At 32.0% G+C, this 12,694-nt stretch carries 12 protein-coding genes; 10 read left to right on the top strand and 2 right to left on the bottom strand.

The genetic code is table 11. The annotated features are described in order from the left end of the window. Nucleotides 1-31: 31 nt before the first annotated feature. Together COE53_RS05080 and COE53_RS05075 are read left to right on the top strand one after the other, a co-directional pair. The gene (locus COE53_RS05080) at nucleotides 32-649 is read left to right on the top strand and encodes a helix-hairpin-helix domain-containing protein (protein ID WP_098947525.1); all 618 of its coding nucleotides are present in this window, start codon (nucleotides 32-34) and stop codon (nucleotides 647-649) included. Between the two features lie 11 nt (nucleotides 650-660). Further along, complete coding sequence (locus COE53_RS05075; protein WP_069035102.1) at nucleotides 661-3,000, top strand: DNA internalization-related competence protein ComEC/Rec2; 2,340 nt, start codon at nucleotides 661-663, stop codon at nucleotides 2,998-3,000. Between the two features lie 39 nt (nucleotides 3,001-3,039). Here COE53_RS05075 and COE53_RS05070 read toward each other — a convergent pair whose 3' ends face one another. Beyond that, nucleotides 3,040-3,174, bottom strand: a complete 135-nt coding sequence (locus tag COE53_RS05070; RefSeq protein WP_069035101.1) for a YqzM family protein — start codon at nucleotides 3,172-3,174, stop codon at nucleotides 3,040-3,042. Between the two features lie 208 nt (nucleotides 3,175-3,382). Here COE53_RS05070 and holA point away from each other — a divergent pair, with 208 nt between their 5' ends. Beyond that, complete coding sequence (gene holA / locus COE53_RS05065) at nucleotides 3,383-4,390, top strand: DNA polymerase III subunit delta (protein WP_180242389.1); 1,008 nt, start codon at nucleotides 3,383-3,385, stop codon at nucleotides 4,388-4,390. Between the two features lie 188 nt (nucleotides 4,391-4,578). Further along, entirely contained in the window at nucleotides 4,579-5,388 is an 810-nt protein-coding gene (locus COE53_RS05060) for an aminoglycoside adenylyltransferase domain-containing protein (RefSeq protein WP_098947523.1), read from the top strand. Nucleotides 5,389-5,486: 98 nt separating this feature from the next. On the opposite strand, the gene rpsT is transcribed toward COE53_RS05060, so the two are convergent. Further along, the gene (gene rpsT / locus COE53_RS05055) at nucleotides 5,487-5,753 is read right to left on the bottom strand and encodes a 30S ribosomal protein S20 (RefSeq protein WP_069035099.1); all 267 of its coding nucleotides are present in this window, start codon (nucleotides 5,751-5,753) and stop codon (nucleotides 5,487-5,489) included. A 219-nt stretch (nucleotides 5,754-5,972) separates the two neighbouring features. On the opposite strand from rpsT, the gene gpr reads away from it, so the two are divergent. The 6 genes from gpr to grpE all read left to right on the top strand — a co-directional run bounded on the left by gpr (nucleotide 5,973) and on the right by grpE (nucleotide 12,643). Then, on the top strand, nucleotides 5,973-7,073 hold the full coding sequence (gene gpr / locus COE53_RS05050; RefSeq protein WP_098947522.1) for a GPR endopeptidase: 1,101 nt from the start codon (nucleotides 5,973-5,975) through the stop codon (nucleotides 7,071-7,073). Nucleotides 7,074-7,097: 24 nt separating this feature from the next. After that, nucleotides 7,098-7,448, top strand: coding sequence for a DUF3679 domain-containing protein (locus COE53_RS05045; protein ID WP_069035097.1), 351 nt, complete (start codon nucleotides 7,098-7,100; stop codon nucleotides 7,446-7,448). Nucleotides 7,449-7,557: 109 nt separating this feature from the next. After that, nucleotides 7,558-9,378, top strand: coding sequence for a translation elongation factor 4 (gene lepA / locus COE53_RS05040; RefSeq protein WP_069035096.1), 1,821 nt, complete (start codon nucleotides 7,558-7,560; stop codon nucleotides 9,376-9,378). Between the two features lie 282 nt (nucleotides 9,379-9,660). Further along, on the top strand, nucleotides 9,661-10,797 hold the full coding sequence (gene hemW / locus COE53_RS05035; protein ID WP_069035095.1) for a radical SAM family heme chaperone HemW: 1,137 nt from the start codon (nucleotides 9,661-9,663) through the stop codon (nucleotides 10,795-10,797). Nucleotides 10,798-10,996: 199 nt separating this feature from the next. After that, nucleotides 10,997-12,025 (top strand): heat-inducible transcriptional repressor HrcA, encoded by a 1,029-nt coding sequence (gene hrcA / locus COE53_RS05030; protein ID WP_069035094.1) that lies wholly within the window; start codon nucleotides 10,997-10,999, stop codon nucleotides 12,023-12,025. Nucleotides 12,026-12,082: 57 nt separating this feature from the next. Then, nucleotides 12,083-12,643: a nucleotide exchange factor GrpE gene (gene grpE, locus COE53_RS05025; RefSeq protein ID WP_069035093.1), complete on the top strand. Its 561-nt coding sequence runs from the start codon at nucleotides 12,083-12,085 to the stop codon at nucleotides 12,641-12,643. The last annotated feature ends 51 nt before the right edge of the window (nucleotides 12,644-12,694 follow it).

Here is a 12,694-nt window from a genome sequence, read left to right as displayed (position 1 = left end):
TAATGATATAAGTTAAAATGGAGGACTAATAATGAAAAAGTTAATTCATAATAAATTAGTTTGGATTTGCCTCGTAATTGTCGGTATTTTAGTCGTGAATTTTTATCAAACTGAGCGTAAAAATGAAGTAGTTTTTGCAAAGCAATCACTTGAAGAAGAAATAGTAAAAAAGAACGATGAGCAGAAAAAAGAAGTTAGTAAGCCAGTGAATTCGAAAGTATTTATGGTTGATGTAAAAGGTGCAATACAAAAACCAGGTGTAATCCGATGTAACGAAGGAGAACGTGTTTTTGACGTGATTAGATTGGCGGGAGGATTTAAAGAAAAAGCTGATGTTAATAAAGTTAATTTAGCTGAAAAAATAATTGACGAGATGGTCATTTATGTACCGTTTGTTGGTGAAGAAACCGATCAAACTCTAATTACTAAAAAGGAAGAAGAAACTAAACAAAATGATACGATTGATATAAACCATGCATCACAGTCAGAATTGGAAAAAATTCCAGGTGTTGGTCCAGCAAAAGCTAAAAATATTTTAGATTATATTGATATAAACGGACCATTTACTTCAGTAGAACAATTAGAATCTGTAAATGGAATCGGAAAAAAATCCCTTGAAAAAATAACTCAGTATATTGTCATTCGCTAAATTAAATTAATATGAGTATTTATCTGGCTTATATTATTTTTGTACAAATACTAACAATTGTCTTTTTTAACAGTTTTAATTTATTCTTTATATTAATATTACTCATTTTAATGATTTTTTTAGTTGGAAAGAAAAAATGGCTCCTTTTATTGATTTGTATTATTTCGCTAAGTATTACGTCTAGTATATGTTACCTACAAAACAATAATATGAATTCCCCTAAACCAAAGCCCTCAGCAAATGTTCGTGGTGAAATCACTTCTACTCCAATAATAGATGGTAATAAGGTTTCGTTTACATATAAACTCCAAAATCAAGAAATCTTACTAAATAGTTTTGCTAATACAAAAGAACAATTAAAAGTTTTTCAAAAAAGAAAAATAGGTGAAATATGTGAAGTGAAAGGTGAGGTTGAATTGCCTTTAGAAAGCTCGAACCCATACTTATTTAATTATAAGAAGTATTTATTAAATCAAGGGATTCACTGGATTATTACTACTAATCCAGATGAATTAGGGGATTGTAAAAATGGAAAACGAACCATCATTCAATCAATAAATTATAGTCGACATGCCTTAACTAAATATGTAGAGGTTAATTTTAATTCTAATACAGAAGGTTATATTAATGCTCTACTATTTGGGGAACGTTCAAAAATGAATGCAATAACAGAATCTCAATATCAAATAGTTGGAATTGTGCATTTACTTGCGATTAGTGGTTCGCATATTAGTTTATTAAGTCTTGGCATCTATTTTTTATTAATTAGATTTGGTGTAACAAAGGAAAGCAGCTTATTTATAACAATTTTGTGTATTATGTCCTACGGCTTTCTAGCAGGTGCTTCAGCATCAGTTGTCAGGGCAGTTATTATTGGTGTTCTAGTTTGCTTCTACAAGTTAGCAAAAATGAAAGTTGACATTACTTCATTATTATTCACTTCTTGTATAATCATGTTATTTGCAAAACCAAATTATATTGATGATATTGGATTTCAATTTTCCTTTGTAACGAGTTTTGTATTAATTTTAACTTCTGAACAAATTTTAAATTACAAATCTTGGTATGCAAGGGCTCTATTTACATCGAGTATTACCCAATTAGTATCAATCCCTATATTACTTTTTAATTTTCACGAATTATCACCATACAGTATAATAATTAACTTACTTTTCATTCCTTATATTAGTTTTATTATAATGCCACTATGTATTTTTTGTTTTGGTTTAAGTTTTATTAATTTAGAAATTAGCGAAATGTTAACATTACTATTATCATTCTTTATTAACATGTCAGATAAATTATTAAGTATTTGCATGCAATTACCGTTTATTAAGTTGATTTTTATACATCCTTCAAAAGGAATTCTGATTATATATATCGTGCTAATATTTTTAATTTTATACTTTATGGAAACACAGAAAGAGAAGAAATTATTGATGAATTGCCTGATTGGATTTTTTATTCTTATTTTCGGGCATTTGTTATATCCCTTTCTTAATCCTGTTGGCAAGATTATGTTTATAGATGTAGGTCAGGGTGACTGTATACTTATAAAATTACCTTTTAATAAAGGGAATTATGTAATTGATACTGGAGGAAAGTTAACTGGAAAAGAAGAAACATGGATGAAGCGTAAAAAACCATTTTCAACTGGCAATGATTTATTGATCCCGATATTAAAAGGAGAAGGTATTAGTAAAATAGATAAATTAATATTTACACATGGTGATATTGATCATATTGGAGGTGGAAAAGAGGTACTACAGTCATTTAATGTAAAACAATTAATCGTAGGTGACAAGACAAAATTTACTTCAGCAGAAAAAGAAAGAATGAATATAGCCATAAAAAAAGGAGTCGAGATTAAAAAAATAAGCGAAGGTATGAGTTGGAAAATCAGTGCAGATTATTTTGAAGTGATTTCGCCAATTAAAGACTATGAAGGTGAGGAAAACCAAGGGTCAATTGTTTTAAAGGCAGCAATAGGCGGGAAGAGTTGGATGTTTTCTGGTGATTTAGATGAAAATGGAGAAAATCGATTGATCTCTAAATATCCTGATTTAAAGTCAGATGTTTTGAAAATAGGGCATCATGGGAGTAAAACATCTACTTCCGAAAAATTTATTAAAGCAGTTATGCCTAAAATTGGCATTATTTCAGTTGGAGAAAAAAATCGATATGGTCATCCGACAAAAGAAGTAATTGATCGATTAAAAAAGTACAATGTTAAAATCTTACGTACTGATGAATTTGGGGCAATAACTTATGAATTTAAAAGTGGACAAGGTACCATATATACATTTAAAGCATATCGTAAAACAAATAACAGAAACCAAGAAGGAAATTAAAAAGACTGCCGAGGCAGTCCAGTCATTTGATTCTATGTATTATCGCGTAACATACTCCACAATTGTTGCGATGATAAATAGAGTAGCGAAGAAACCAAATGAAACAGCAAAGCCAACGCCAGAATCTGTTGAATCATTACGTTTGCTTTGAACATTTTTTTCAAAAGTATTCACAAATAACCCCTCCTAATTCAATTTTAGTATAAATCAATATAACTAAAAAATCCATAGTATGTTTGTTTAGTTATACCGTTTTAAATGAAGAAACCGGGTCTTTATTTAAAACGTTAATATAAATTAGAGATTAGTATTTACTAATCTCTTCCTTCTCATGTAGGACATGTTATACTATACTAAGAAAATTAGTGTAGAGGTGCAAAACATGATTAATGATTTACATAAAAAATTGAAAAAGAATGTGTCTCCAATGTATTTATTGGTAGGTACTGAAGATTTTTTACTTCAAGAAGCAGAAAACTTAATCGTGAAAGCAGCTTTACAAGGAGAAATTGATGATTTTAACTATCAAACATATGATTTAAAAGAGTCTTATTTAAGTGAAGCTCTTGAGGATGCTCAAACACCGTCCTTTTTCGGTGGAAACAAAGTCATCATCATAAAATCATGTTTGTTTTTAACAGCTCAAAAAGAAAAAATTGTACAAGATATAGAACCACTATTTGATTATATTGAAAATCCTGCACCTTTTACTACTGTTGTTTTTGTTGCTCCTTTTGAAAAATTGGATGAGCGGAAAAAAGTAACAAAAGCGATAAAAAAACAAGTAGAGCTAGTTGAATGTCATCCTGTTGAAACGAGTAATTTAGACGGCTGGATTAAAGAGCAGTTTGCTGGGAATGTAACGATAACGAAAGAAGCAATTAATCAATTAAAATTACTCGTTGGAAATAATTTATCAATTCTAAAACTTGAATGTGAGAAGCTACAATTGTTTATCGGGAATGAAGGAGAAGTGGATGCTGATCTAGTAGAGATGATGGTAGCAAAAACCATTGAACAAAACGTTTTTTCTCTTATAGAAAAAACAGCAGTAAGACAGACAACTGAGGCACTTAAAATCCTTCATGAATTATTATTTATAGGTGAAGAACCGATAAAAATAGTTGCATTATTAGCTAGTCAGTTTAGATTATTGTACGGAATAAAACAATTATCTAGTAGTGGATATTCAAATAATCAAATTGCCTCTTCAGTAGGTGTATCACCAGGAAGAGTGTTTTATGGACAAAAGCAAGCGAATAACTTTCAAACAAGTGAATTGAAAGAAGCAATACGATTAATTGCTGAAGTTGATTACAAAATGAAGACTGGTCAAGGAGATAAGTTAATGATCCTTGAAATGTTGATTCTTCAATTAAATAAAAAATAGTAAGAAATCCAGTTCTTGAATGAGTATTATAATTAAATAACAAATCAAACGGCAGTCCGATAGCGTTAAATGGACTGCCATTTTTGTGTTATAAAAAGAATACGAAATTCAGTCTACAACTTTTACAATTTGTTATAATGTAGTAATTGTTAATATTTACCAAGAAGTAGTATTTGGGGGATGGGTGTATGAAGGAAATTCCTAAAGAAATAAACGTTGTATTAGATACATACTTTCATTATTTAGATGTAAAATTACCCAATTTAATTCATTCTTTTTATCTTTATGGATCGATTACTTTAGGTGCTTTTAAGAATGGATTTAGTGATATCGATTTTATTGCTGTTGTTAAGCGCAAAGTATCAGATGACGATTTAATTATACTGAAAGAAATTCATAAAGATGTACAAAGGAAGTTTCCTAATTCAATTTTGGATGGGTGGTATATTCTTAATGAAGATATCGAGTCCTTAAACGAAGAAGGAAATTTATGTATTCGCTTCAATGATGGGAAGTTTCAAGGATTACATAAATTTAAAATCAACTCCATAGATGCTTTTCAATTAAAAAAATACGGAATAACTGTAAGAGGGCTAAATATTGATCATGTAGATATTTCGGTAAACTGGGATACAATACAAACTAATATGAGAGATAATCTTAATTCATATTGGCTTAGCTGGTTAAAAAACAGTAAGAAGTTCCCTACAGTTAAATACTTAAGTTTATTTGTAAGTTTAAGAAGTATTGAATGGGGAATTTTGGGAGTTTCTCGACTTTATTACACATTTAAAGAAAAAGATATTACATCGAAAGTAGGAGCAGGTGAATATGTTTTAGAGGCGGTACCCAAAAGGTGGCATAAGATTATTAAGGAATCAATGAGATTACGAACCGATAATAAAAAATCATATTACAAATCTATTTTTACAAGAAGAAAAGATGCAATTGACTATATGGAGTTTATGATTAAAGAATGTAATAAACTTATTCGATAAGGTATAACATACTATCGATTACAAAATTTTAAAAAACGTCTAGCTGTAATTTTATTGCACGAAAAAATGGTGTCTCAGATGAGACACCATTTAATTCATTACGCGTTCATAGCGTTAACTTTTTTAGCTAAACGAGACTTTTGACGTGAAGCAGCGTTTTTGTGGATTAGATTGCTGTTAACAGCTTTATCTAATTTTTTAGAAGCAGTTAATAAAGCTTCTTGCGCTTTTTCAGTTTCGTTATTAGTAACTAAAGCTTCAACATTTTTCACTGCAGTACGCATTTCTGATTTTAGAGATGCGTTGTGAGCACGATGAGCTTCAGCTGTTTTTACACGTTTAATAGCTGATTTAATATTTGGCATACCTTTCACCTCCCGAATGCAGTCGAGAAATTTGCCTCGAATACAAATAGAACAAAACTTATTTTATCAAAACAAGTCCCATTTGGCAATAGAATTCATAAAGCTATTTTCGCCTTTTCAAAAGAAAAATAAACAACTCGTTTAGAATTGGTAACATCTAGCTAAACTAGTTAAGAAGAGAATTGTTAAATTTTGATGAGTATTGTGGAGGCTAGATAAATGAGTGAGTTAGATTTAAGTCAATATAGTGTTCGAACAGATTTAGCAGTAGAGGCAAAAGAGATGCTCGAGGAGCGTGAACAATCTAAGGAAGAAATTACCGGCGTAATCGTTAAAGAACGTGAAGAAGATGGTGTAAGTATTTCTCATGTTCATATTAAAGAATCGGCATCTGAAAGAATTGGTAAAAAGCCAGGGAATTATTTAACACTTCAAGTTCAAGGTATTCGTGAACAAGATACTGAACTTCAAGAAAAGGTTGAAAAAGTTTTTGCAAACGAGTTTTCTGCATTCCTAAAAAATTTAGGCATTACGGAAGACCAAACTTGTTTAGTAGTCGGATTAGGAAATTGGAATGTGACGCCTGATGCACTTGGTCCAATGGTTGTTGAAAATTTAGTAGTTACGAAGCATCTTTTTGAATTACAGCCTGAGAGTGTACAAGATGGTTATCGTCCAGTTTGTGCTCTATCCCCTGGTGTAATGGGGATAACTGGTATTGAAACGAGCGATATTATTTCAGGTGTCATTGATAAAGTAAAACCAGATTTTGTCATTGCGATCGATGCACTTGCAGCTAGGTCCATTGAGCGCGTTAATACAACAATACAAATTACAGATAACGGTATTCATCCGGGTTCTGGAATAGGGAATAAACGTAAAGAATTAAGCAAAGAAACACTGGGTATTCCAGTAGTTGCTATAGGCGTTCCAACTGTTGTTGATGCTGTTGCTATTACAAGTGATACAATTGACTTCATTTTAAAACATTTTGGACGAGAAATAAAAGAGGGAGACAAGCCTGCTAAAGCGTTAATCCCTTCAGGAATGGCATTTGGAGAAAAGAAAAAGTATACCGATGAAGATATGCCTAATGAAAAGGAACGAATGGCATTTATGGGGATTGTAGGAACACTTGAAGAGAATGAAAAACGAAAATTAATTCATGAGGTACTATCACCACTCGGTCATAACTTAATGGTTACACCAAAAGAAGTGGATACATTTATTGAAGATATGGCAAATATTATTGCTGGCGGTATGAACGCAGCTCTGCATTCTAAAATTAATCAAGACAATATTGGCTCATATACTCATTAATATTTCGTAAGTGAGGAGAAACAAATGAAATATATGGTTCGGTATTTTACGCTAATCATTATTTTTTCGATAACAATCATTACTTGTATGCAAGTTGCGAAAGACGGAATAAGTAAAGTTACTTCGACTGATTACTATCATGTAGACGATGTAGTAAAAATCTCAAAAGAAGATGGGAAAGCTGGTCCAGTACTTTTTGGAAAAGATTACACGAAAGAAGGACTAGCAATTAGAGAAGATCATTTAGAAAGATTAGGGGCATTTAATTATTTTACAGTTGTTGGTAAAGGACTATCCCATTTTGTTACATATGTAACTGAAAAAGGGGTTAAGATTGTTGAAAAAATTCCTTCTATTATTGATAGCTTTAATTAGACCTTCTAAACTTCATTCGACATATACTGCTAATAGAGATTGAATATTTCCCTATTTTTTTGATATAATCAAAACTATCTATGCTGTCGAGAAATTTAGGAGTGATGAAATGAATAAAGAGTCAAGATCAGAAAGACAAAAGAGAATTAGAAACTTTTCAATCATCGCACACATTGACCATGGAAAATCTACATTAGCAGATAGAATTCTTGAGAAAACAAATGCATTAACTCAGCGTGAGATGAAGTCTCAGCTATTAGACTCAATGGATTTAGAGCGTGAACGTGGAATTACCATTAAATTAAATGCTGTGCAGTTACAATATAAAGCTAAAAATGGAGAAGAATATATTCTTCATTTAATTGATACACCTGGACATGTCGACTTCACTTATGAAGTTTCACGTAGTTTAGCAGCTTGTGAAGGCGCAATTCTTGTAGTTGATGCTGCACAAGGTATCGAAGCACAAACATTGGCGAACGTATATTTAGCTTTAGACAATGATTTAGAAATCTTACCAGTTATTAATAAGATTGACTTACCGAGTGCAGAGCCTGAACGTGTAAGACAAGAAGTTGAAGAAGTAATTGGATTAGATGCATCTGAAGCGGTATTAGCATCTGCTAAAGCAGGAATCGGAATAGAAGAAATTCTAGAGCAAATCGTAGAAAAAGTACCTGCTCCAACAGGCGATCCAGATGCGCCTTTAAAAGCACTTATTTTTGATTCATTATTCGATCCATACCGTGGTGTTGTAGCTTATATTCGTATCGTAGAAGGTACTGTGAAAGTTGGGCAAAAAATTAGAATGATGGCTACAGGTAAAGAATTCGAAGTAGTTGAAGCTGGAGTGTTTACTCCTCGTACAACACAACGAGATGAATTAACTGTAGGTGACGTAGGTTTCTTAACAGCTTCTATTAAAAATGTTGGAGATACTCGCGTTGGTGATACAATTACCCTTGCGGAGAATCCAGCAACTGAGCCACTACCAGGTTATCGTAAATTAAATCCAATGGTATTCTGTGGATTATATCCAATTGATACTTCTAAATATAATGATTTACGTGATGCACTTGAAAAGCTTCAATTAAATGATGCTGCTTTACAATTTGAAGCAGAAACTTCACAAGCTTTAGGATTTGGTTTCCGTTGTGGATTCTTAGGATTATTACACATGGAAATCATTCAAGAGCGTATTGAACGTGAATTCAAAATTGATTTAATTACAACAGCACCAAGTGTTATTTATAATGTTTACACAACAAAAGATGAAATGATTATCGTTGATAACCCTGCTCATATGCCAGACCCTCAATCAATTGATCGAGTAGAAGAGCCTTATGTAAAAGCAAAAATCATGGTTCCAAATGACTTTGTTGGAGCAATCATGGAGCTTTGCCAAAAGAAACGCGGAAACTTTATCGATATGCAATATTTAGATGCGAACCGCGTAACGTTAACTTACGAAATTCCATTATCTGAAATTGTTTATGATTTCTTTGACCAATTAAAATCAAGTACAAAAGGTTATGCATCATTTGATTATGAATTAATTGGCTACAAAGTTTCTAAACTTGTGAAAATGGATATTTTATTAAACGGTGAACAAGTAGATGCTCTATCATTTATCGTTCATAGAGACGCTGCTTATGATCGTGGTAAAATTATCGTTGAAAAATTAAAAGAACTTATTCCAAGACAACAGTTCGAAGTACCAGTTCAAGCGGCAATCGGACAAAAAATCGTTGCTCGTTCAACAATTAAGTCAATGGGTAAAAACGTATTAGCAAAATGTTACGGTGGGGATATCTCTCGTAAACGTAAGCTATTAGATAAGCAAAAAGAAGGTAAAAAGCGAATGAAAGCTGTTGGATCTGTAGAGGTTCCACAAGAGGCATTCATGGCTGTTTTACGTATGGATGACTAATAATTAACAGGATTCATCAATTATAGAGTTGATGATTATCTAAAGTTGCCACCGTAATTTATTTATGGTGGCATTTTTCATTTTAGATTCATTAATTTTTTACTTAAATTGTTATTAATAAAAAGTAAGTTGTAAATAATGATTAATAACAGTAAAGCGATTAATTAGACAAATAGGATAAGAAAATATACAATCATAAAGTTAAAATCAACAAAAGTCCCTGAATCTGCACCGGAGATGGTATTGGATCAGGGGCTTTTCATATAGAAAAGAGGAGAAGGTATGGCATCTTCCGTTTATATTCATATACCATTTTGTCAGCAGATTTGTTACTACTGCGATTTTAATAAATTTATGATGGACCGACAGCCGGTTGATCAGTATTTAGAGTATCTAGAGAAAGAAATTGTTGAAAGTTTAAAAAGAAATCCGATTATAGATTTGAAAACAGTTTTTGTAGGTGGAGGAACACCTACAGCATTAACTTTGCCCCAAACTCAAACGTTAGTTGATATGATTAATAAACACATCATTAAAGGGAATAAAGAAATCGAAATGACTTTTGAAAGTAATCCGAATGAAATTTCAAAAGAGAAGCTTCAGATTTTAAAAGATGGTGGTGTGAATCGAATTAGTTTTGGAGCGCAAACATTTGATGAAGGTTTACTGAAAAAGATTGGAAGAACACATTCACCAAATGAAATAGAAGAAGCAATTCAAACTGCCAAAGAAGTTGGAATTGATAATATTAATCTGGATTTAATGTATGCATTACCTGGTCAAACAATGGAACAATTCGTTGATTCTTTAGATAAAGCAATGAAGTTACCGATTCAACATATTTCAGCATATTCATTAATTATTGAACCAAAAACGGTTTTTTACATAGAAATGAATAGGGGCAAGCTTAAACCAGCCCCAGAAGAAGATGAAGCGGCTATGTATGACTTTTTAATGAACTATTTAGAGAAAAATGGCTTTCATCAATATGAAATCAGCAATTTTGAAAAAAATGGCTTAGAAAGTAAGCATAATCTTGTTTATTGGAATAATGAAGAGTATTTTGGATTTGGTGCAGGAGCACATGGCTATATTAATGGAATTCGATATTCAAACGCAGGACCATTAAAGAAATATTTCCAGTTGATCGATGATACTGGAGTCCCAATTGTTCATGAGCATACGGTAACGAAGCAAGAAAAAATGGAAGAAGAAATGTTTTTAGGACTACGTAAAATGCAGGGAGTTTCGGAAAGAAAGTTCCAAGAAAAATTTGGTTCAAACTTTAATGAAGTATTTCCGAACGTAATTGAAAAACTAATGAAGGATGGATTAGTCGAGATGAATGGAGAATATCTTCGATTATCCCACAAAGGAAAGTTACTAGGAAACGAAGTATTTCAAGCATTTTTACTATAAAAGCAGTAAATGTAAGCAGCAGGAAAAGCGGATTAGATAAGGGAGAATAGATCAATCTGATGTATTTACTATTTCTTAATCCATTAATTCTGTACTTCTTTATTCCTGCCCTTAACTTCTTGACATCGTATAAAGGATTTGTTAAGTTAATAATATATTTAGCACTCACTAGATAAGAGTGCTAATAGAGGTGATAAACATGTTGACTGAAAGACAGTTATTGATACTCCAAATTATTATCGATGACTTTATTCGCATGGCACAACCTGTTGGTTCAAGGAGTTTATCTAAAAAGGAAGGTATTTCATTTAGTTCAGCAACGATACGAAATGAGATGGCTGATTTAGAGGAACTTGGTTATATTGAAAAGCCTCATAGCTCTGCAGGTCGAATCCCTTCTGAAAAAGGGTATCGTTTTTATGTAGACCATCTATTATCACCACAAATTGTTAATGACGATGATGTTCGTTCGATAAAAGGTATTTTTGCCGAGCGTATTTTTGAAATAGAAAAGCTTGTGAAAAATTCAGCTGATATACTTTCTGATTTAACAAATTACACAACAATTGCACTGGGACCAAAAGTTACTGAAAATAAGCTTAAAAATATTCAGCTTATTCCAATAGGACCTAATACAGCAGTATCAATTATTGTGACGGACACAGGTATTGTTAAAAATCGAACAGTAACTATACCACCTGGTGTGTCTATGAGTGATATTGAGAAAATGGTAAATATATTAAATGAGCGACTAGTAAATGTTCCAATTCATCAAATAAATGACAAACTTTATAAAGAAATTGCAATGATTTTACGTACGCATATTTCGAATTATGAGAGTGTTATTAAGATGATTGGTGGCACTATTGACGTACCGATTGAACAAAAGCTGATTTTAAGTGGAAAAACGAATATTTTAGCTCAACCAGAATTTCATAATGTGGAGACAATGAAAGTTTTGTTAAACATGATTGAAAAGCAGGATGAACTAAAAAGTATTATTCCTTTTGAACAGATGGGTTTAAGTGTCAAAATTGGTAAGGAAAATGAAAAGTCTGGCTTAGAAAATGTAAGTATCATTAGCGCAACCTATTCATTAGGTGAAGATCAAATTGGTACAATCGCAGTATTAGGACCAACTCGAATGGAATACTCCCGAGTAATCTCATTAATGCATTTAATAACAGGGCAATTGAATTTATTATTTTCATCTAAGGATGTTGAATAAATCCATTGTGAAAAGAAACAATGGATTACATATAAAAAAATAGGAGGTGAAGGTGACATGACAGAACGTCAGGAAGAACTTTTAAATGAAGAAGTAGTGAATGAAGAAACTACTGTTGAAGAGCCTTCAATCTTTACAGAAGAGAAAACTGACAATGTGAATTCTGCTGAAGAAGAGCTTCAAAAACTTCGTGCTGAAGTAGATGAGAAGGAAAATAAGTACCTACGTCTACATGCTGATTTCGAAAATTATAAACGTCGTGCACTTTTAGACCAACAATCTTTAATGACTTATCGTGCGCAAAGCTTAGTAACTGATTTATTACCAGTACTAGATAATTTCGAACGTGCACTACAAGTTGAAGCAACAGACGAGCAAACTGCTTCTTTAAAACAAGGTATGGAAATGGTTTACCGTTTACTTGTTGAAGCTGTGAAAAAAGAAGGTGTAGAAGAAATCCCAGCACTTGGTGAACAATTCGATCCGAATGTCCATCAAGCTGTAATGCAAGAAAGTGATGATTCTAAGCCATCTAATGAAGTTTTACAAGAATTCCAAAAAGGCTATAAGCTAAAGGACAGAGTAATTCGTCCATCAATGGTAAAAGTAAACGAGTAATTAGTTAAGCGTCTATTTAAATCGCTAACATAAATATAAAATTATTTTTTA

It is taken from the genome of Bacillus sp. AFS029533, assembly GCF_002585125.1.
Classification (GTDB): domain Bacteria; phylum Bacillota; class Bacilli; order Bacillales; family Bacillaceae_G; genus Gottfriedia; species Gottfriedia luciferensis_B.
This window is presented reverse-complemented; position numbering and strand designations above follow the sequence as displayed.

Bases quoted from the DNA above. Each gene is read 5' to 3' on its own strand.
- COE53_RS05080 (WP_098947525.1), top strand. From the start codon at position 32: ATGAAAAAGTTAATTCATAATAAATTAGTTTGGATTTGCCTCGTAATT.
- hemW (WP_069035095.1), top strand. From the start codon at position 9,661: ATGGCATCTTCCGTTTATATTCATATACCATTTTGTCAGCAGATTTGT.
- holA (WP_180242389.1), top strand. From the start codon at position 3,383: ATGATTAATGATTTACATAAAAAATTGAAAAAGAATGTGTCTCCAATG.
- COE53_RS05075 (WP_069035102.1), top strand. From the start codon at position 661: ATGAGTATTTATCTGGCTTATATTATTTTTGTACAAATACTAACAATT.
- hrcA (WP_069035094.1), top strand. From the start codon at position 10,997: ATGTTGACTGAAAGACAGTTATTGATACTCCAAATTATTATCGATGAC.
- COE53_RS05060 (WP_098947523.1), top strand. From the start codon at position 4,579: ATGAAGGAAATTCCTAAAGAAATAAACGTTGTATTAGATACATACTTT.
- lepA (WP_069035096.1), top strand. From the start codon at position 7,558: ATGAATAAAGAGTCAAGATCAGAAAGACAAAAGAGAATTAGAAACTTT.
- grpE (WP_069035093.1), top strand. From the start codon at position 12,083: ATGACAGAACGTCAGGAAGAACTTTTAAATGAAGAAGTAGTGAATGAA.
- COE53_RS05045 (WP_069035097.1), top strand. From the start codon at position 7,098: ATGAAATATATGGTTCGGTATTTTACGCTAATCATTATTTTTTCGATA.
- gpr (WP_098947522.1), top strand. From the start codon at position 5,973: ATGAGTGAGTTAGATTTAAGTCAATATAGTGTTCGAACAGATTTAGCA.
- rpsT (WP_069035099.1), bottom strand. From the start codon at position 5,753: ATGCCAAATATTAAATCAGCTATTAAACGTGTAAAAACAGCTGAAGCT.